The sequence below is a fragment of the Mycobacterium sp. genome (genome assembly GCF_019243155.1).
In the GTDB taxonomy this organism is placed as follows: Bacteria; Actinomycetota; Actinomycetes; order Mycobacteriales; family Mycobacteriaceae; genus Mycobacterium.
The window spans coordinates 13,814-33,609 of record NZ_JAFAUS010000538.1 but is presented as its reverse complement, the minus strand read 5'-3'; the positions used below and the strand labels follow the sequence as shown (position 1 = coordinate 33,609).

General features: G+C 66.2%; 18 protein-coding genes and 1 pseudogene. 12 read left to right on the top strand and 7 right to left on the bottom strand.

What is annotated here, in order from left to right:
• From JOZ00_RS27475 to JOZ00_RS27465, 3 genes and pseudogenes are all read right to left on the bottom strand, one after another.
• Positions 1-462 (bottom strand): annotated as a pseudogene (locus JOZ00_RS27475) (amidohydrolase); the annotation flags it as partial.
• A gap of 41 nt (positions 463-503) precedes the next feature.
• Complete coding sequence (locus JOZ00_RS27470; RefSeq protein WP_293351007.1) at positions 504-818, bottom strand: DUF4286 family protein; 315 nt, start codon at positions 816-818, stop codon at positions 504-506.
• A 24-nt stretch (positions 819-842) separates the two neighbouring features.
• Positions 843-1,181, bottom strand: coding sequence for a 2Fe-2S iron-sulfur cluster-binding protein (locus tag JOZ00_RS27465; RefSeq protein ID WP_293351004.1), 339 nt, complete (start codon positions 1,179-1,181; stop codon positions 843-845).
• Positions 1,182-1,316: 135 nt separating this feature from the next.
• Between JOZ00_RS27465 and JOZ00_RS27460 the strand changes: the two genes are divergently transcribed.
• From JOZ00_RS27460 to JOZ00_RS27445, 4 genes are all read left to right on the top strand, one after another.
• Positions 1,317-2,732 (top strand): class I adenylate-forming enzyme family protein, encoded by a 1,416-nt coding sequence (locus tag JOZ00_RS27460; RefSeq protein WP_293351001.1) that lies wholly within the window; start codon positions 1,317-1,319, stop codon positions 2,730-2,732.
• On the top strand, positions 2,710-3,624 hold the full coding sequence (locus tag JOZ00_RS27455; protein ID WP_293350998.1) for an acyl-CoA dehydrogenase family protein: 915 nt from the start codon (positions 2,710-2,712) through the stop codon (positions 3,622-3,624). The genes JOZ00_RS27460 and JOZ00_RS27455 overlap by 23 nt, the downstream gene beginning before the upstream one ends.
• Positions 3,611-4,702 (top strand): acyl-CoA dehydrogenase family protein, encoded by a 1,092-nt coding sequence (locus JOZ00_RS27450; RefSeq protein WP_293350995.1) that lies wholly within the window; start codon positions 3,611-3,613, stop codon positions 4,700-4,702. The genes JOZ00_RS27455 and JOZ00_RS27450 overlap by 14 nt, the downstream gene beginning before the upstream one ends.
• Before the next feature lie 176 nt (positions 4,703-4,878).
• A complete protein-coding gene (locus tag JOZ00_RS27445; protein ID WP_293350992.1) occupies positions 4,879-5,646 on the top strand; it encodes an enoyl-CoA hydratase/isomerase family protein in 768 nt (255 codons plus the stop codon).
• A 9-nt stretch (positions 5,647-5,655) separates the two neighbouring features.
• On the opposite strand, the gene JOZ00_RS27440 is transcribed toward JOZ00_RS27445, so the two are convergent.
• Together JOZ00_RS27440 and JOZ00_RS27435 are read right to left on the bottom strand one after the other, a co-directional pair.
• Positions 5,656-7,197 (bottom strand): arylsulfatase, encoded by a 1,542-nt coding sequence (locus JOZ00_RS27440; RefSeq protein ID WP_293350989.1) that lies wholly within the window; start codon positions 7,195-7,197, stop codon positions 5,656-5,658.
• A gap of 50 nt (positions 7,198-7,247) precedes the next feature.
• Positions 7,248-8,138: a proline iminopeptidase-family hydrolase gene (locus JOZ00_RS27435; RefSeq protein ID WP_293350986.1), complete on the bottom strand. Its 891-nt coding sequence runs from the start codon at positions 8,136-8,138 to the stop codon at positions 7,248-7,250.
• A gap of 114 nt (positions 8,139-8,252) precedes the next feature.
• On the opposite strand from JOZ00_RS27435, the gene JOZ00_RS27430 reads away from it, so the two are divergent.
• Genes JOZ00_RS27430 through JOZ00_RS27420 form a run of 3 tightly spaced genes read left to right on the top strand, consistent with a single transcriptional unit; the run spans position 8,253 to position 10,844 of the window.
• The gene (locus tag JOZ00_RS27430; protein WP_293350983.1) at positions 8,253-9,392 is read left to right on the top strand and encodes a thiolase family protein; all 1,140 of its coding nucleotides are present in this window, start codon (positions 8,253-8,255) and stop codon (positions 9,390-9,392) included.
• Between the two features lie 7 nt (positions 9,393-9,399).
• Entirely contained in the window at positions 9,400-10,287 is an 888-nt protein-coding gene (meaB, locus tag JOZ00_RS27425) for a methylmalonyl Co-A mutase-associated GTPase MeaB (RefSeq protein ID WP_293350981.1), read from the top strand.
• Positions 10,288-10,340: 53 nt separating this feature from the next.
• Entirely contained in the window at positions 10,341-10,844 is a 504-nt protein-coding gene (locus tag JOZ00_RS27420; RefSeq protein WP_293350979.1) for an ester cyclase, read from the top strand.
• A gap of 4 nt (positions 10,845-10,848) precedes the next feature.
• On the opposite strand, the gene JOZ00_RS27415 is transcribed toward JOZ00_RS27420, so the two are convergent.
• Together JOZ00_RS27415 and JOZ00_RS27410 are read right to left on the bottom strand one after the other, a co-directional pair.
• The gene (locus JOZ00_RS27415; protein ID WP_293350977.1) at positions 10,849-12,465 is read right to left on the bottom strand and encodes an FAD-dependent oxidoreductase; all 1,617 of its coding nucleotides are present in this window, start codon (positions 12,463-12,465) and stop codon (positions 10,849-10,851) included.
• A gap of 26 nt (positions 12,466-12,491) precedes the next feature.
• Entirely contained in the window at positions 12,492-13,169 is a 678-nt protein-coding gene (locus JOZ00_RS27410) for a helix-turn-helix domain-containing protein (protein WP_293350975.1), read from the bottom strand.
• 139 nt (positions 13,170-13,308) lie between these two features.
• Between JOZ00_RS27410 and JOZ00_RS27405 the strand changes: the two genes are divergently transcribed.
• The 5 genes from JOZ00_RS27405 to JOZ00_RS27385 are packed head-to-tail and all read left to right on the top strand — an operon-like array spanning position 13,309 to position 19,795.
• Entirely contained in the window at positions 13,309-14,172 is an 864-nt protein-coding gene (locus JOZ00_RS27405) for an alpha/beta hydrolase (protein WP_293350972.1), read from the top strand.
• Positions 14,172-15,884, top strand: a complete 1,713-nt coding sequence (locus JOZ00_RS27400) for a bifunctional 3-(3-hydroxy-phenyl)propionate/3-hydroxycinnamic acid hydroxylase (RefSeq protein ID WP_293350969.1) — start codon at positions 14,172-14,174, stop codon at positions 15,882-15,884. Before JOZ00_RS27405 ends, JOZ00_RS27400 begins: the two co-directional genes overlap by 1 nt.
• Positions 15,832-16,749 (top strand): 3-carboxyethylcatechol 2,3-dioxygenase, encoded by a 918-nt coding sequence (locus JOZ00_RS27395; RefSeq protein WP_293350966.1) that lies wholly within the window; start codon positions 15,832-15,834, stop codon positions 16,747-16,749. Before JOZ00_RS27400 ends, JOZ00_RS27395 begins: the two co-directional genes overlap by 53 nt.
• An 8-nt stretch (positions 16,750-16,757) precedes the next feature.
• Positions 16,758-18,485, top strand: coding sequence for an FAD-binding protein (locus JOZ00_RS27390; protein WP_293351016.1), 1,728 nt, complete (start codon positions 16,758-16,760; stop codon positions 18,483-18,485).
• Between the two features lie 2 nt (positions 18,486-18,487).
• Positions 18,488-19,795, top strand: coding sequence for an LLM class flavin-dependent oxidoreductase (locus JOZ00_RS27385; protein WP_293350963.1), 1,308 nt, complete (start codon positions 18,488-18,490; stop codon positions 19,793-19,795).
• The last annotated feature ends 1 nt before the right edge of the window (position 19,796 follow it).

The following is a 19,796-nucleotide window of genomic DNA, read 5'->3' as shown; positions in this document are numbered from 1 at the left end:
CGGCAGGACGGCGATCGGGATGAAGCGGTCCGGATACGACCCGGCCCAGTCGTCGATGTGCCAGTCGTTGTAGGCCGACACCATGACGAGCGTGACCTCTTCGCGGTGCATGTTGAGGTGTCGCGCCGAGAAGCCGGTGAAGGTCGGGAAGCACATCGACGCGAGAATGCCGTTGCGGTTCATGTCGCGCACGCGCTCATGGACGTCGTAGACGCCGGGGCGCATCTCGGCGAAACCGGCCGGGTCGCGGCCCCATTCCTCGGCCGGCCAGGACACCACCGCGTTCAGGCCGCTGACCCCCTGCGGCCTGCCCTGGTACATCCACTGGTCAACGCCCTTGTCGTCGGTCACCACGATCGGCGCCTCGTCCTTATATTTGGCGGGCACGTGGCGCAGGAACATATCGGGCGGCTCGACCACGTGGTCGTCAATGCTCACCAGGATCAGGTCGTCGACATTCATGAGGCGTTCCTCTCACATTCTCGGCCCGGAGCCGAGTTCGGTTAGCCGTCGCGTTCGGTGGTCGTCTCCAGCAACCGCGGGATCGGCGCCGGATCCAGCTGCAACGCGTCGGACATCGTCAGCTGACCGGCGTTGGCGATCATGTTGTCCAGGATGGCCCCCAGGTTGTCGCCCTCGATCTCGTAGATGGCGACATACGGGCCCTCGCCGTTGACCGGACGCAGCCGCCGCGCGGAGACGAATCCGTCCAGAGCGACGAGCTGCGGCAGATGGACGTCGTCGTACCAGGTGTTGTATTCCTGGTCGCGGTCGGGCGAACTTGGTCGACTCTCGACGAGGATGATGCCCTTGGCCATGGCCGGCCGCCCTTCTCCCGAGTGCTACTCGTAGCGCACCGTGACCGAGTCCGTATCGGGTACGCCCTGGCACGTCAGAATGTAGCCCTCCTCGACTTCGTCATCGTCGAGAGCGTCGTTCACACGCATGGTGGCGTGGCCTTCTTCGAGCTTGGCCATGCACGTACCGCAGTTGCCGGCCTCGCAACTGAACGGTGGCTGCATGCCGGCCCGTCGCGCGGTCTCCAATAAAGTTTCGCCGGGTACCAGCGGCACCGTGACCTTCTTGCGGTCCAGATGGATCGTCACCGTGCCGCCGCCGGAGCCGTTTGAATCGGGATTAGTCACCCGTGGCGTCTCCTCGATGATCCGGGTGACCGTCACATTGACCGCCCCCTGCCGTCCGTTGGTCGTACTTGCATTCTTCAGTATAGAGAATACTATTCTCACAGAGCGATAGGATCTTCTCAAGACTGTGTGGATGTCGGGTCAGTTCGGCCTGTCAGGGAAGGACGGGACGTGACCGAGCCGGCCGCGCTCGTGTGTGAGGAGCGGCGATTCAGCCTGCCCCAGCTCGACGCGTCAGCCGACGGCTGGGCCGCGACCCTGAGCAAAAGCGGCGTCACGGCAGGTCAACGGGTTGCGGTGATGTCTTCCAATCGGCCGGAGTTCCTCGCCGTGGTGCAGGCGATCTGGCGGATCGCCGCGACCGCGGTGCTGATCAGCAGCGCATGGAAACGTGATGAGGTCGACCACGCGCTCGCGCTCACCGAACCCGCGCACGCCGTCGGAGACCACCCCGTACTGGCCGGCCTGATGCCGATGTTGCACCTCGACGAACCCATCCCCGAAGGCGATGAGGCGGCCGGTTCGCCACCCGTGGGCGACGACGCGGTGCTGGTGTTCAGCTCCGGTACCACCGGGCTACCGAAGGCGGTCCGGCACACCCACGCGTCGCTGCAGGAGGCCGTGCGGCACTGGCGCGAAGCGCTGCAGCTGACGCCGCGCGACCGCATTCAGGTCGCCACCCCGCCGTCGCACATTCTCGGGCTGCTGAACATCCTTACGGCGCTGAAGACCGGCGCCAGCGTGCGGCTGCATCATCGCTTCGACATCGACCGGGTGCTGGGTTGCATCGAAAACGACGGCATCACAGTCGAAATGGCGGTCGCGCCGATCGCACTGGCGATCGCCTCGCATCCCAACCTCGAGTCGTATGACCTGTCGTCGCTGCGCTACATCATGTGGGGCGCGACGCCGGTGAGCGCCCACGTGGCCGAGACGGTTACCCGGCGCACCGGCGTCGGCTGGCTTCCCGCCTATGGGACAACGGAATTGCCTGTCATCGCCTGCAATCCGATCGAGGGCGCGCGGCTGGACTCCGTCGGGCGGCCGGTCCCAGGTGTGGACCTGCGGATCGTATCGCTGGACACCGGCGAGCCGGTCTCCGCGGGCGAGGTCGGCGAGATCCAGGCCCGCGCGGCCTCACTGATGGCCGGCTACCTGCCCGCCGAAGCGACCCACGAGGCGATCCACGACGGGTGGTACCGAACCGGCGACGTCGGCTGGATCGACACCGGGGGCTGGCTGCGAATCACCGACCGCCTCAAAGAGATGATCAAAGTGCGCGGCTTCCAGGTAGCGCCCGCCGAGATCGAGATGGTGCTGCACAGCCATCCGGCCGTCAAAGACTGTGCGGTGTTCGGTATCCCGGACGGAACCAACGGCGAAGCCGTCGTGGCCGCCGTCGCGGTGTCCGCGCCCGTCGATACCGATGCGGTCGCCACCGAACTGGTTGCCTGGGTGGACGAGAAACTGGCGTCCTACAAACATTTGAGCCGCGTGGTGTTCGTCCCCGACATTCCTCGCCTGCCTTCGGGCAAGGTGCTGCGCCGAGTGCTGAAGGAGCGATATGGATGCACGTCTGACACCTGAACAACAGCAATTACGCGACGCCGCCGCCAAGCTGGGCGACGACCTGGGACCCGGAGCGGTTCAGGATCTCGACGACCAGAAGCGGATTGCGTTGCTGGACAAGCAGATCGAGCTGACCGGCTGGCGATCGTTGCGGTCCGATGGGGCTTCGGGTGTCGAGGTGGCGATCGTCGCGGAGGAATTCGGACGCCGGCTGGTCGACGCGCCGTTCCTCGGACCGGTCCTGGCCGACGACCTGACCCGTCATCTCGGTGCCGACGCGACGGACTCGACCCTGACCACCGTGGCCGTCGACGGCCGGGTCGTCGACGCCCGCGGCGCCGGGCGTGCCCTGTCGCTGTCCGGTGGCTCGGTCGTCGCGTCCGATGTGCAGGCGTCGTCCGATGGCGCGGATCTGACGCGGGTCGACGCGACGATCGTGGGATCGCCGGCGACTCTGGGCGAGGTGCCGGAAGACGTTGCCGCGCAATGGCTGGCGCTCGCATTGGTCACCACCACCGCCGACCTGGTCGGCGTCGCGCGGGGCGCGCACGCGGTCGCCTGCGACTACGCCAAGATCCGCGAACAGTATGGCAAGCAGATCGGGTCCTATCAGGCCATCGCCCACCTGCTGGCCGAAAGCCTTGCGCTGATTGAAGGTTCGATCTCGGTGTCGCGGCACGCCGCGTGGGCGGTCGACGAGCTGACGCCCGCCGAGGCCATTCGTGCCGCCCAGGTCGCGAAGGTGTACTGCGCGCGCGCCGCCCGCACCGTCTGCGAGACCGCCATCCAGGTGCACGGGGGCATCGGCAACACCTGGGACTGCGTGGCGCACGTCTATCTGCGGCGTGCCCTGACCTCGACCGAGCTGTGGCCCGTGGCGTTGAAGGAGATCGATCTTGGACTTTCGTGACTCACCCGACGAAGCGGCCTTCCGGGAGCGGCTTCGGTCCTGGCTTTCGTTGAACGCCAAGAACTTTTCCAGTTCCGGTGACGACTACTGGGCCCGCCAGGCCGAGTGGCATCAGGCCCTCTATCGCGAGGGCTTCTTCGGTTTATCGTGGCCACGCGAGTACGGCGGCCAGGAGCTGGCGCCGGTGTACGACGTGATCGTGGACGAGGAGCTGGCGCGGGCCGGCGCCCCGCCCCGACCAAGCGTGGGCTACCTGATCTTCGGCATCGGCCATCACGCCAGTGACGAAGTGCGACGCCGGTTCCTGCCCGGCATCATCAACGGCACCGAGCGCTGGTGCCAGGGCTTCAGCGAGCCCGGTGCGGGTTCGGATCTGGCGTCGCTGACCACCACCGCTCGCCTCGAGGGCGACAATTATGTGATCAACGGACACAAGATCTGGACCAGCTATTCCGACGTCGCCGACTGGTGCCTGTTGCTGGCGCGCACCGATCCCGACGCCAAGCGTCACCGCGGCCTGTCCGCGTTCGTGCTTCAGATGAAGCAGCCCGGTGTGGAGCAGCGGCCGTTGCGAATGATCAACGGCGTCAACAACGAATTCGGTCAGGTGTTCTTCGACGACGCGAAGGTGCCGGCCGACCGTATGGTCGGCGCCCCCGGCGACGGCTGGGCGGTGGCCATGACCGTCGTCGGGCACGAGCGCGAACCATCCACGCTGGGTTACGCGGCCAAATACGGCAAGCTCGTTCGAAGTCTGTACGCGCGCAACAACGAAGCGGGCGATCCGATATCGGAAGAACTCGCGTGGGCCGCGGTCCAGTCCGAGATGCTGACCCACCACGTCCGGCGGCGGTTGTCCGAGCAGCTCGACGGGGTGTCACACGGACCCGAAGGATCGCTCGACAAGCTGCTGATGACCTGGGTCGAACAATCCGTCGGCCATGCCGCACTGGCCGTCACCGGGACCCGCGATCCAGATCTGCTCGCCGCCTACCTGTACAGCCGGGCACAGAGCGTGATGGGCGGGACATCACAGATACAAAAGAACATCATCTCTTCGCGAATTTTGGGATTGTAAGAGTGATCGCGAACGCGGGCGAAGCCCGGGTGAAGCGGGTCACGACCATTGAAGGAGAGTGATCGCGAACGCGGGCGAAGCCCGGGTGAAGCGGGTCACGACCATGGAAGGAGTCGTGATCGCGAACGCGGGCGAAGCCCGGGTGAAGCGGGTCACGACCATTGAAGGAGTCTGACGTGTACGACATGCCTGCCGAAATCGACGTCACCGCCGACGGCCCGCTGCGCATCATCACCTTGAACCGGCCGGACTCGCTCAACTCGGTCAACGACAACCTGCACGTCGGACTCGCCCGGCTGTGGCAGCGGCTGACCGATGACCCGACGGCCCGGGCCGCGGTGATCACCGGGGCCGGCAGGGCGTTCTCGGCCGGCGGCGACTTCGGTTACCTCGAAGAACTCTCGAAGGATGCCGATCTGCGGGCCAAGACCATCCGCGACGGGCGCGAGATCGTACTGGGCATGGCCCGGTGCCGAATTCCGGTGGTGGCGGCGGTAAACGGTCCGGCGGTCGGGCTGGGCTGCAGCCTGGTCGCACTCAGCGACATCGTGTACATCGCCGAGGACGCCTATCTCGCCGACCCGCACGTGCAGGTGGGGCTGGTGGCCGCCGACGGCGGCCCGCTGACCTGGCCGCTGCACATCAGCCTGCTGCTCGCCAAGGAGTTCGCGCTGACCGGCACCCGCATCAAGGCGCCCCGGGCCGTCGAACTCGGGCTGGCCAATCACGTGGCGGCCGACCCGTTTGCGGAGGCAATCGCTTGCGCCAAAAAGATTTTGGAGCTGCCGCAACAGGCCGTCGAGAGCACCAAGCGGGTGCTCAACATTCACCTGGAGCGTGCGGTGCTGGCCAGCCTCGATTACGCCCTGTCGGCCGAGAGCCAGTCGTTCCTGACCGACGACTTCCGGGCCAACGTCGCCAAATTCAACGCAGGCAAGAACTGACCGGGTGAGCTAGTCGGCGGCCAGGAACTCCTGGAGCTTCTTGACCGCCTGGTCGACGCTGAAGCTGGCCGGTGGGTGCCGGGGCGGAAACTCCTTGAACGTGTCGAGGAACTTCGTCGCCATCGCGGTCGCGTAGAACACGAAGAAGTCGCGCCGAATGAACCAGTCCCAGTAGGTGTTCGACGTGATGTCCGCGTACTCGAAGGGGTCGGTGCGCAGGTTGAACAACTTGGGCACCCGCAACGGGGTGAACGGTTCGGCCCACAGCTGCAGCGTGCCCAGGCAGCGCTGCTCTTGGAAAACGATCTTCCAGTTCTCGAAGCGCATCGCGATCAGGTCGGCGTCGTCGGAGAAGTAGAAGAAGCCGCGCCGGGGGCTGTGCTCGACCTCGCCCATCAGGTAGGGCAGCAGGTTGAAGCCGTCGATGTGGACCTTGTACTCGACGTCGCCGATCCGATAGCCCTTCTTCAGTTTGTCCATCACATCGGGGTCGCCGGCCGCGGCCAGCAGCGTGGGCAGCCAGTCGTGGTGCTGGATGATGTCGTTGGAGATGCTGCCCGCCTTGATCTTTCCGGGCCAGCGGACCATTTCCGGCACCCGGAAGGCGCCCTCCCAGTTGGTGTTCTTCTCGCTGCGGAACGGCGTGGTGCCCGCGTCCGGCCAGCTGTTGCGGTGCGGACCGTTGTCGGTGGAGTAGATGACGACGGTGTCCTCGGCGATCCCGAGCTCGTCGAGGATGTCGAGCACCTGCCCGACGTTGCGGTCGTGGTCGATCATCGTGTCGTGGTAGGGCGACTGCCATAGACCCGCCTGGCCCACGCTTTCGGGCTTGGTGTGGGTGAAGACGTGCATGTGGGTGAAGTTGCACCACACGAAGAACGGATTGCCTGCCGCGTGCTGGCGCCGGATGTAGTCGACCGTGATGTCTGCGACCTCGTCGTCGATGGTCTCCATCCGCTTCTTGTTCAGCGGGCCGGTGTCCTCGATGACCTGCTTGCCGACGGGGCCGTACTTCGGATCATCCGGCTCGCCCGAAACCTCTTCAGAAGCTTGACATTTCAATACTCCACGCGGGTGCGCCAATTCGTAGAGCATCGGGAACTGGTCCTTGTGCGGATAGTCGAATTGCTCGGGTTCCTCTTCGGCGTTGAGGTGATAGAGGTTGCCGAAGAACTCGTCGAACCCGTGCATGGTGGGCAGGTATTTGTTGAGATCGCCGAAGTGGTTCTTGCCGAACTGCCCCGTCGCGTAGCCGAGCGGCTTGAGCAGTTCGGCAATCGTCGGATCCTCTGCGGCCCAACCGATGTCGACGCCGGGCACACCGACCTTGCTCATGCCGGTGCGGTATACGCTCTGCCCGCTGATAAAGGCCGCCCGGCCCGCGGTGCAGCTTTGCTCACCATAGGAATCGGTGAATCGCATCCCCTCGTTGGCGATGCGGTCGATGTTCGGTGTGCGATAGCCCATCAGGCCGTCGCTGTAACAACTCAGATTGGTGATTCCGATGTCGTCGCCCCAGATCACCAGGATATTCGGTTTCCCATTCGGCATTTGAAACACGTTAGCCAGCCGGGTAATCGCGCGGGAGGCTTCCAAAAAGGTTACTGGGTTAAATCTCGGTGCTTCACGTCGTGTTGCGCCAAGAAGGCACGCATCACCGAATCGAATTTGCCCGGCTCCTCGATGAACGGCATGTGTGCACTCGATTCGAACAATTCAAACTCCGAGCCGGCGATGCGCTGGTGCATTTCCCACATGTGTTCGGGCACGCATTCGTCGTGCCTGCCGGCCAGAATCAGCGTCGGCAACGCGATCTCGGCCAACCGGTCGAACACATCCCAGTCTCGAATGGTCCCGACGATGTGAAAGTCACTTGGCCCGAACATCGTCTCGAAAATCTCGGTGCCCATCTTCATGAACGCCTCGACCAGCTCCGGGGGCCACGGGCGGACGCGGCACAGGTAGGTCTCATTCCACGTTCGGATGGCGTGCTGATATTCGGCCGCGTGGGTCGTGCCGGCCGCTTCGTGACGTTCGATGGCGGATTGAACGGTCGGGTCGAGTTCGGTTTTCAACCGAGCAACCATCTGCGCGAACTGCGGAATGGACGCGATGCTATTCGAGATCGTGACGCTGACGGCTCCCGACGCCGCGTCGAGCGCGTACTGCTGGGCCATCATGCCGCCCCAGGAATTGCCGAAGAGATGGAAGCGGTCCAAGCCCAACGCCCGTACCACCGCGTCCATTTCGGCTATCGAGCGCTCCATGGTCCACAGCGCGGGATTCGACGGGCATTCGGAATTCCCGCACCCCAGCTGATCCCAGAAGATGACCTCGCGCTCGTCGGCCAGTCGCTCGAGCGATCGCAGATAGCTATGCGGCAACCCGGGACCGCCGTGAACCACGAGCAGGGGCAAGCCCGCCCCGGCGCCTACCCGCTTGAACCAGACGTTGCCGCCAGGCACCGCGATCGTCGGTTGCGGCTGCGTCATTCCGACGACGCTACCGCCCTCCTTGCAACTCATACTCTCGGTTTGAGAGAATAGGGTTCTCATGAACGTGCGGTTGGCCTTCGCGTCCCGCAACTCGCCGAACTGGAGAAGACCGTGCCGGAAGCCGTAATCGTGTCCGCCCTGCGCACCCCCATTGGCACCGCCCGAAAGGGGACGCTGCGCGACACCAGTGCGTTCGACCTGGCGCATCACGTCGTCACCGAAGCCGCGAAGGACCTGGATCCCGCGCAGGTCGACGACGTGATCCTAGGAGAGGGCCTCTACGGCGGCGGGGTCCTCGCCCGCCACGCGGCCGTCACGGCCGGCCTGACGCAGGTGCCCGGTCTGGCCAACAACCGCCACTGTGCGGCCGGGCAGGCCGCGGTGCAGAGCGCGGCGGCAAGCATCCGCGCCGGAATGGACCAGCTGGTCATCGCCGGGGGCGTGAACTCGGCCTCCACCTCGCCGAGGTCGCGGTTGCAGGTCGACGGCGAGTGGGTGGACTGGTTCCCGCCGACCCACCCGGACCGGCCCGACGCGCCGAACATGGACATGTCGATCACCGTGGGCTGGAACGCCGCGGTCAAAGCGGGCGTGAGCCGCGAGGAGATGGACGCCTGGGCGCTGCGGTCGCATCGCAACGCGCTCGCCGCCATCGACGAGGGCCGCTTCAAGGAAGAGATCGTCCCCATCGACACCCCGCACGGGCTGTTCTCGGTCGACGAACATCCGCGCCGCGACACCAGTTTGGAAAAGCTGGCCGGCCTCAAGCCGCTGCACCCGGAGATCGAAGGCTTCTCCATCACCGCCGGCAATGCCTGCGGCGCCAACGACGGTGCGGCGGTGCTGACCATCGCCAGTGACCAGCTTGGTTTGCCCGCGCTGGCCACGGTGCGGTCCTGGGCGTCCGTCGGCGTCGATCCCGCGATCACCGGCCTGGCTCCCGTGGACGCGATTCCGAAAGCCCTTGCCCGCGCTGGCCTTTCGACCTCCGATGTGGACCTGTTCGAGATCAACGAGGCGTTCGCGTCGATGTGCGTGGCCACCATCAAATTGCTCGGGCTGGATCCGGAGAAGGTGAACGTCAGCGGCAGTGGCTGCGGACTCGGTCACCCGGTGGCTGCGACCGGGGCCAGAATGCTGGTCACCCTGGTGCACGAATTGCGCCGCCGCGGGGGTGGAATCGGCGTCGCGGCCATGTGCGCGGGTGGTGGCATGGGATCCGCGACGGTCATCGACGTTCCGGCTCCATAATGCGTACATGATCATCGCCGACCTGATCGCGGACGCGCGCAATGGTTCTCCGCGCGCAGCGGGTCGCCTACTCAGCCTGGTCGAGGGCGAGCGTCGCGACGAGGTGCTGGCGAGCATCGGACCGTTGACGGCGATCGATGTCGGCGTCGTCGGCATCACCGGACCGCCGGGCGCGGGCAAGTCGACGACGGTCGCCGCCCTGGTCAGTGCCTACCGGGATCGGGGATGCCGGGTGGCGGTGCTGGCCGTCGACCCGTCGTCACCGTTCAGCGGCGGCGCGCTGCTCGGCGACCGGATCCGAATGGCGGCCCATATCAACGACTCCGACGTGTTGATCCGGTCGGTGGCGACCCGTGGCCACCTCGGCGGCCTGGCCGCCGCCGTTCCGGCGGCCATCCGGCTGCTGGGGGCGATCGGCTACGACGTGGTCCTGCTCGAGACGGTGGGGGTGGGGCAATCCGAGATCGAGATCGCCGCCGTGGCCGACCCGACCGTCGTCATCCTCAATCCCGGCGCGGGCGACGCGGTCCAGGCCGCCAAGGCCGGTGTGCTCGAAGTTGCCGACATCGTGGTGGTGAACAAGGCCGACCGGGATGGCGCCGAGCAGACGGTGCGGGATCTGCGGGCCGAAACCAGCGCGCCGATCGTCAGCCTCATCGCCGCCCGCGGCGAGGGCATTGCGGAGTTGATGGCCACGATCGAAGACCACCACCGCACCGACAGCCGCGCGCGGCGGCTGGCCCGGGCAAGGGCGCAGATTCTCTCGCTGGCGCAGACCCGGCTGCGGACCCGGCCGGACCTCGACCGGCTGATCGAGTCGGTGGTCGACGGTAAACAGGATCCCTATACGGCGGCCGAACAACTGTTGTCGCCGCCCGCTGCACCGCAGGAGTAGGACTCCTCATCAACCGCTGTGGTAACCGGCGGACTTCTGGGTACGCCGTGGAAATGACGACGCCACAACCGTCGCAGATAGCGGCGACGCACGACTACACGCTCGACGAGCAGCGCAACATCAACATCGTGAGCGAATACATGGAGCTCGCCTACAGCCCGGGCCGGGCCAGCGCGGACGCGGTCGCGCACCTGTGCGCCCCAAACAATCGCTTCATCGCACCCACAACGTTCCCGGGTATCCACACGCTCGAGGAGTACGCGGACGATCATGGCCGGCTGATGGAGCAGGTGAACGACCTGCACATCGTCAACTTCGACGTGCTGTTCGCAAACGCCGATCGGGTCTGTCTGCGCTATACCGCCGAGGGCACGCACCGCGGCAAGCCACACGGCGACATCCCGCCCACCGGTCGGACGGCGCGCTGGACGGCCGCCGCACTCTTTCAGGTGCGCGCGGCGAAACTCGCCGAGTTCATCAAGGATTGGAACAAGCTGTCCATGTGGGAGCAGCTGGGCTGGCCGCTGGAGGAATGCCTGACGTCGGGACAGGGCTAGCCTGCTACTTCAGGTCGACGGACTTTCCGGTGGCGGCCGCGTAGCCGGCTCGGTAGCCGAAAACCATTGCCGGGCCCAATGTTCCGCCGGCGCCACCGTATGCGCGTCCGGTCACACCGCCCATCGCGTTGCCCGCGGCGAACAGTCCGGCGATCGGCTCCCCGTCGATGTGCAGCACGCGGCCGTCGGGGTCGGTGCGTGGCCCGCCTTTGGTGCCCATCGCGCCGATGCGGATCGGCACCGCGTAGTAGGGGGCGGTGTCGATCGGGCCCAGCGTCTTGCCGGCCTGGGTGGTTGCGCTGTCGTCGCCCCAGTAGCCGTCGTAGGCACTGGAACCGCGACCGAAATCGGGATCGGCCCCGGCCGCCACATGGCGGTTCCATTCCTCGACGGTGCGCGTCAGACCGTCGGCGTCGATGCCGGTCTTGGCGGCCAGCTCGGCGAGGTCTGCCGACTCGCAGAACCATTCCGGGACGGGCTGTCCCGGTTCGATGCCGAGAAATCCGTAGCGCTGCAAGTGAACTGAGTCGAACACCATCCAGCCGCGATCGTTGACGTAGCCGCCGCGCGGATCGAGGTAGTGGAAGGCGCCGGCCATCGAGTTGTAGTCGCACGCCTCGTTGACAAAGCGCCGGCCCGCCACGTTGACGATGATGCTCCTCGGCCGCGTGCGTTCCAGGCGCACGCTGCGGCTGCGCTGCTTGCCGTCGATGGTGTCGCCGGGAATCTGGACGACGGGCACCCACCAGGCTTCGCCCATGTTGGCCAGCGCGGCGCCCTGGGCCATCGCCATCCGCAAACCGTCGCCGGTGTTGTTGGGCGGCGAGACCGGCCCGTGCATCGGACCGCGCAGAAACGCTTGTGCCAGAGCAGGATCCCATTCGAACCCGCCGGTGCCCAGGACGACTCCGTGCCGGGCGCGCACGCTGATGGTCCCTTCCGGCAGGGCGATCCGCACCCCGGTGATTTCGCCGTCCTCGGCGATGAGTTGTTCGGCGCGCGCGTTGGTGTGCGGGACGACGCCGGCGTCCAGCAACCCCTTGAGCAGGCCCGCGATCAGCGCGGTGCCGGCGACGCACAGATGGCTGGTCGCTTCGTCGATGGCCGCGTGCAGCCGCGCCCTGGTCTCGGCGTCGAAACCGACGTTGGACCAGTCGGCCGGGAAAGCGGTGATCCGGGTAGCCCAGTCGCCTAATTGGGCGAGATCGAAGGGTGCCGCGGACAGCGACCGGCCTCCGGTCGGTTGACCGCCAGGCAATTCGGGCCGGTAGTCGGGGAAGCCGGTGGCGATCTCGAAGCGCAGACCGCTGTGCGCCTCGATGAAGTCCAGCATCGCCGGTCCCGTGTGCACGAACGTCTCGACCAACTCGTCATCCATCGAGCCCAGCGACTGCGCGCGCAGGTACCGCAGTGCGTCGGCCGGCGTCAATTCGCCGTCCGGAGAACGGTTGTGGGCGGGGATCCACACAACTCCACCCGACACCGCGGTCGTCCCGCCGACGGTCGGTGCCTTCTCGAAGACCTCCACCGTGGCACCGGCGGCAGCCGCGGTCAGTGCGGCGGTGAGTCCGGCGCCGCCAGTGCCCAGCACGACGACATCGACTTCGGAGTCCCACGACATGGACTGCTATCCTTTCAGCTCAGTGGCTAGCTCAGTAGCTCCGTCAACTGCTTTGCGGCTTTGACGACCGCATCCTTTCCGCGCACCACGACGTCTTCCCGGTGCGAAATGAGGTTGATACACGTTGGCGGGGAAGGCGCTTGGCGGTGCACCGATACGGCCAAACCGTAGGTGTTCGGCTCGATCTCGCCATACGTTGTAACCCAGCCACATTCGCGGGCACGCGCCACCAGATCCCGTTCGCCCGGGCGCGGGGGCATGCTCGCGAGCAAGGCTATCCCCGCGGCGCCACGGTCCAACGGATACCGACTGCCCTCGTGAAAGGAGAGTTGGTAGGCGACATGGCTCGGCACGATCACCGCGATCGCCACCTGCTGGTCGCCCTCGGCGATGAGCAGAGACACGGTGGTGCCGAGCTCGTCGGCCAGGGCGCGCAGCGTCGGAAGGCTGACCTGACGCACGTTCCGGTCGAACGACGCGCCGAGCACCGCCAGCCCCGCCGCGGGTCGATAGCGCCCATCCTCTCCTTTGGCCACCAATCTGAACTGGGCCAACGTCGTCAGCAGTCGATAGGCGATGGTGCGGTGCACCCCGATCTGGTCAGCGAGCTGTTGCACCGTGAGCCCGCTGGGCGAATCGGCCACCATCTGCAGCGCGGTCAGTCCCCTGGCCAGCGTCTGCGAACCCGTCCCGGAACCGGTCACGGTCGCGACTCAGTCCTTGACAGAAATTCCGGTGAGCGCGAAGCTCTATATATAACGCACATCAGTGTGCGATATTAGCACACAATACAAGCCGAAAACGAGAACGAGATTTCCTCAACAGGTAGGCCAGAGAGGGACCGTGGCGGAATTCGAGAGCATCTGGAGCGATCTCCAGGGCGTCGCATTTGAGCAGGGCTATCTAGACGCTCAGGGAGTGCGAACCCGCTACCTGCGGGCCGGTGATCCGGGCAAGCCGGTACTCATGCTGCTGCACGGGTCGGGTGGCCACGCCGAGGCGTACGTCCGCAATCTCGCGGCACACGCCGAGCATTTCTGGACCTGGTCGATCGACATGCTCGGCCACGGCTACACCGACAAGCCGGGCCACCCGCTGGAGGTCCGCCACTACGTCGAGCACCTGATGGCCGTCCTGCGCACCATCGGAGTGGACCGCGCCCGCATCAGCGGTGAATCGCTCGGCGGCTGGGTGGCCGCCCGCGCCGCCGTCGACCATCCCGACGTGGTGGACAGGCTGGTGCTGAACACCGCCGGTGGCTCGCAGGCCGATCCGGTGGTGATGAAGCGAATCATCACGCTGTCCATGGCGGCCGCCGAGAACCCATCCTGGGAGACGGTCGAAGCGCGGATCAAGTGGCTGATGGCCGACAAGTCGAAGAACTATGCCGATCTGGTCGCCAGCCGCCAGCGGGTCTATCGGCAGCAGGGCTTCGTCGCGGCCATGCGCGACATTATGGCGTTGCAGGACCCCGAGATTCGGGCGCGCAACATCCTCGGTCCGGCCGAGTACGGGTCGATCACGGCGCCGACGCTGGTGCTGTGGACCAGTGACGACCCGACCGCCGATGTGACCGAAGGGCGCCGCATGGCATCGATGATCCCGAACGCGCGTTTCGAGGTGATGCCCGATTGCGGCCACTGGCCGCAGTACGAGGACGCCAAGACCTTCAACCGCCTGCACCTCGACTTCCTGCTGGGGCGGTGATGGTCACCCCGGAGCACGACATGCCCGAAACCGAGATCGACGTTCTGGTGGTCGGTGCCGGCCCGGTCGGTCTGACTCTGGCCAATATCCTTGGGCTGCAGGGCGTTCGCACGGTGGTAGTCGAAGAGCGGGACACGCTAATCGACTACCCACGCGGGGTGGGACTCGATGACGAGGCGCTACGGACGTTTCAGGCGATCGGCGTGGTCGACCGGGTTCTGCCGCACACCGTGCCCAACCAGATCCTGCGTTTCTTCGACGCCAAGCGCCGGGTGCTCGCCGAAATGGCCCCGCCCGACGCGCGTTTCGGATGGCCTAAGCGCAATGGCTTCGTCCAACCGCTCGTCGATGCCGAATTGCTCGCCGGGTTGCAGCGATTCGAGCACGTAGAGGTGCGGTGGGGACGGCCGATGATCTCGTGCGAGGAAAGCGGTGACGGGGTCACCGTCGAGCTCGGCGGTGATCACGAGACGGAAAGGCTGCGAGCGCGTTACGTGGTCGGCTGCGACGGGGGACGCAGCGCGACCCGCCGCATGATGGGCGTGTCGTTCGACGGGACGACGTCGCCGACCCGGTGGCTGGTGGTGGACATCGCCAATGACCCGCTCGGCCACCCGAACAGCGAAGTCGGCGCCGACCCCGAACGCCCCTACGCCTCGATCTCGATCGCGCACGGAATTCGCCGCTTCGAGTTCATGATTCACGCCCACGAAACCGACGAGCAGGCCGAGGATCCGGCGTTCCTGGCACAGATGCTGGCCAGGATGGTGCCCAACCCGGACCGGGTCGACGTGATCCGGCGCCGGGTCTACACCCACCACTCGCGGATCGCGGGCGCGTTCCGCAAGGGCAGGCTGCTGCTGGCCGGCGACGCCGCGCACCTGATGCCGGTGTGGCAGGGCCAGGGCTACAACAGCGGCATCCGGGACGCGGCCAACCTGGGCTGGAAGCTTGCGGCGGTGGTCAACGGCCACGCCGGGGACAAGCTGCTCGACACCTACGACCTGGAGCGCCGCAAGCACGCGCGGGCGATGATCGACTTGTCCACGATGGTGGGCCGCGTGATCTCGCCGACCAACCGCCGCGTCGCCGGTGCCCGAGACCTGCTGGTGCGGTCGGCGTCAATTGTGCCGTCGCTCAAGAAGTATGTGCTGGAGATGCGGTTCAAGCCGATGCCGCGTTACGACCAGGGCGCGGTCGTGCATTCGGCGCCCGTGCGAACGGATTCGCCGGTGGGCACCCTGTTCGTTCAGCCGCGGGTCGACACCCGCGACCAGCAGAACGTACTGCTGGACGACGTGCTCGGTGAGTGGTTCGCCGTGCTCTGCTGGAACAACAACCCACGCAAGATCCTCGGCGATGTCGCCTTCGCGAACTGGAAGGCATTGGGCGCCCGCTTCGTTGCGCTGCGGCCTGCGACCCAGCTGCACTGGACGGGGCACGACGACCCCGACGTCGTCATCGTGGGCGATCGCGGCGGCGCCCTGAAGTCCTGGTTCGACACCCATCAGGAGTCGGTGTTGTTCCTGCGTCCCGACCGGTGCATCGCCGGCGCCTGCATCGCCCAGCGTGCCCCCGACCTGAGCGCCGCGCTGCTTGAAGCGCTGACGCTGACGCCGCGAGGGGGTGAATCGCAAAGTGACAATGGCTCTGTGCTGTATGTCGCACAGCCCGCTGCTGAATCTTCCGGGGCCGTCGCAGGCTCTGCTTGACGACATCGAAAGTGGCATCGCGGAGGCGCGCCGGTTCGTCGAGGACTACGACCCCGAACTCGTCGTCACCTTCTCGCCGGACCACTACAACGGGTTCTTCTACCGGGCGATGCCACCGTTCTGTATCGGCATGAGCGCCAACGGGGTTGGCGACTACGGCACCCACGCCGGTCCGCTGAATGTTCCGGAGAAGCTCGCGGAAGACTGCGCGAAGGCCGTGCTGGACGCGGGCGTGGACGTCGCGGTATCGGCCAGCATGGACGTCGATCACGGCACCGTGCAGCCGCTGGAAAAGTTGTTCGGCGACGCGACCGCGCGCCCGGTGATACCGATCTTCATCAACGCGATCGCCGTGCCCCTGGGACCGCTGCATCGTTGCCGGGCGCTCGGCGCCGCCGTCGGCAATTTCGTTGCCACGCTGGACAAGCGGGTCCTGCTGCTGGGTTCCGGTGGCCTTTCGCACAGTCCGCCGGTGCCCACGTTGGCGACCGCGCCGCTGCCGGTCCTGGAGCGCATCGTGCACGGGAGGCCGATGACGTCCGAGCAACGACAGGCCCGCCAGACGGCCGTGATGGAGGCGGCCAAGAGTTTCGCCGCCGGGGACAGTGGGCTGCAGCCCCTCAACCCGGCCTGGGACCACCGGTTCCTCGAAATCATCGACAACGGATGGCTTACCGAATTCGACCAGTGGTCGAATTCGTTTGTCGCCCATGAGGGCGGTGGCTCGGCGCAGGAGATCAGGACGTGGGTTGCGGCATTCGCGGCTCTGGATAGCGCGGGACGCTACGAAACCAGCGGGCGGTACTACAAGCCGGCGCCCGACCTGATCGCCGGCTTCGCCATCAGAACGGCGCTGCCGAAATGACGGCCGGCATGGACGGATTCGATCACGTCGTCGACGTGCTCATCGTCGGCTCGGGCGGTGGCGGCATGACCGCGGCGCTGACCGCCCGCGCCGCCGGGCTGGACGCATTGGTGATCGAGAAGTCCTCCCACTTCGGCGGTTCCACCGCCCTTTCCGGCGGCGGCATCTGGGTGCCCGGAGCGCCGGCGCAGCGCCGGGAGGGCTACAACCCCTCGCCCGAAGCCGTCGTGGGGTACCTGCAACGCATCACCGATGGCTTGGTCACCGAAGCGCGGATACGGCAGTACGTCGAGACCGCACCGCAGATGTTGCAGTTCCTGGAGCAACTCTCCGGCTGGCTCGAATTCGTCTGGAAGCCGGGCTATGCCGACTACTACCCGGAGTTGCCAGGCGGCTCGGAGCTCGGCAGCACGATCAACGTGCCGCCGATCGACCTGCGCAAGCTGGGCGTCGACGAACAGAAGATGCTCGCGCCGTTGGCATTGGCGCCGAGGGGAATCTGGTTGGGCCCCAAAGAGTTACGGACGTTCTACCGGATCAGGCAGTCCTGGGCCGGCAAAGGCGTGTTGCTCAAGCTGATTTCACGCATGGTCAGGGCGAGGGTGCTCGGCGAGCGGATGGCCGCGATCGGCCAGTCGCTGGCAGCCCGGCTGCGACTGGCGATGCGGGAGTCCGGCGTCCCGCTGTGGCTGGACTCGCCGATGGCGGAGCTGCTCGTCGGCGCCGACGGAGCGGTGACCGGTGCGGTGGTGGAACGCGACGGCGTTCCGCAGCGCATCGGCGCGCGGCACGGGGTAATCCTGGCCTCGGGCGGCTTCGACCACGATCTCGCGCGGCGCAAGGAAGTGCTGCCCGTGATCGACCAGGACTGGAGCTTCGGCAACCCGGCGGCCATGGGCGACGGCATCCGTGCCGGTGAAAAGGTCGGCGCGGCAACCGAACTGCTGGACGAGGCCTGGTGGTTCCCGGCGATTCAATGGCCGGACGGCCGCATGCAGTTCATGCTCAACGAACGGATGATGCCCGCGCAGTTCATCGTCAATGGTGACGGCAAGCGGTTCATCAACGAGGCCGCGCCGTACATGGACTTCGGTCACGCGATGATCGACGGCCAGAACTCCGGGGTCACCCACATCCCGTGCTGGCTGATCACGGACCACCGGTCGTGGAATCGGTACGTTATCGGCGGCCACCTGCCGATTACGAAAATCCCCGGGGCGCCGGTGCCCACCGGCCGCAAGGTCCCGCCGGCCTGGCTGGAATCAGGCGTGGTCAAGGCCGCCAACAGCTGGGGCGAGATGGCGGCCAAGATCGGCGTGCCGGCGGGCCAGCTCGCCGAAACCGCCGGCCACTTCAACGAACTCGCCCGCAAGGGGCACGACGACGATTTCAACCGCGGCGACAGCGTGTACGACAACTACTACGGCGATCCGACGTTGCCAAACCCCAACCTGTACCCGCTGGGGGATCCGCCGTATTACGCGTTCCGCATTGTCCTTGGTGATCTCGGAACGTCGGGCGGCCTACGCACCGACGAGTTCGCCCGCGTCCTGCGGGCCGACGACACCGTGGTGCCGGGGCTCTACGCGGTGGGGAACACCTCCGCGCCGGTGATGGGCCGCAGCTATGCCGGAGCCGGAGCGACCATAGGCCCAGCCATGACCTTTGGCTTTGTCGCGGCGAAACACGTTGCCGCCCAAGCCGCCGACCAAGCCCTTAATTCTCATAGGAGGTAACAATGAAAATCTCGCTGTTCTACGAATTCGCCCTGCCGCGGCCCTGGGCACCCGACGACGAACACGTCATGCTGCAGGAGTGCCTCGACGAGGTCGAAGCCGCCGACAAAGCGGGGTTTTCCACGGTCTGGCTGACCGAGCACCACTTCCTCGAGGAATACTGTCATTCCACAGCGCCGGAGATCTTCCTGGCCGCGGCCAGCCAGCGGACCAAGAACATCCGGCTGGGATTCGGCATCATGCATCTGCCCCCCATGGTCAACCACCCCGCCCGGGTCGCCGAGCGCATCTCCACCCTCGACCTGCTCTCCAACGGGCGTGTCGAATTCGGCACGGGCGAGTCGTCCTCGGTCGGTGAATTGGGCGGATTCAACATCGATCCCGCCGACAAACGCGCCCAGTGGGAGGAGGCGCTCGAGGTCTCGATCCGCTGCATGATCGAGGAACCGTTTACCGGGTTCAAGGGCCAGCACGTGCAGATGCCGGCTCGCAATGTCGTTCCCAAGCCGCTGCAAAAGCCGCACCCGCCGGTCTGGGTCGCCTGCACCCGCCCGGCCAGCGTGCAGATGGCCGCGCAGAAGGCCATCGGCGCTTTGAGTTTCGCCTACACCGGTCCCGGCCCGCTGACCGAGCGGGTCAACGGCTACTACAAGGAGTTCGAGGAGAACGGCGTCCCGGTCACGCCGCGGATCAATCCGAACATCTTGGCCATCGGCGGCGATTTGTCGATGATGGTCGCCAAGACCGATGAGCAGGCGCTGCAACGCCTGGGCCAGGGCGGCGGATTCTTCTCCTTCGGGATCATGCACTACTACATGACAGGGGTGCACACCCCTGGCCGGACCGGTGTGTGGAAGCGGTATCTCGAAGAGGTCGAAAAAGACCCGACGTTGGCTTACGGGCCCGGGCGCGGCGCGATCGGATCGCCGGCGACCGTGCGCGAATTCCTGCGTGGTTACGAGGAGAGCGGGGTCGACGAGATCATCTTGCTGCTCAACCCGCGCAGCCACGAGGGCACCATGGAATCCATCGAGTTGATGGGTAAAGAGGTGCTCCCCGAGTTCATCGAGCGCGACGCGAAAGCGGTTGCGGAGAAGGCCAAGCGGCTCGAGCCGGTGATCGAGAAGGTGGAGTCGCGCAGGCCGGAGTCGACCGCCCCGCAGTTCGACGAGAACTACTCCTTCGGTGGCCTGCCCACCGGCCGGGGCGGTAAGTTCACCGCCAGCGAGATCCCCGAGGCCATGGCGGAGATTAACGAGGGCCGCGTCCAGGCGGCGCAGCGCGCAAAGGACGAACAGAGCCAGAAGTAGG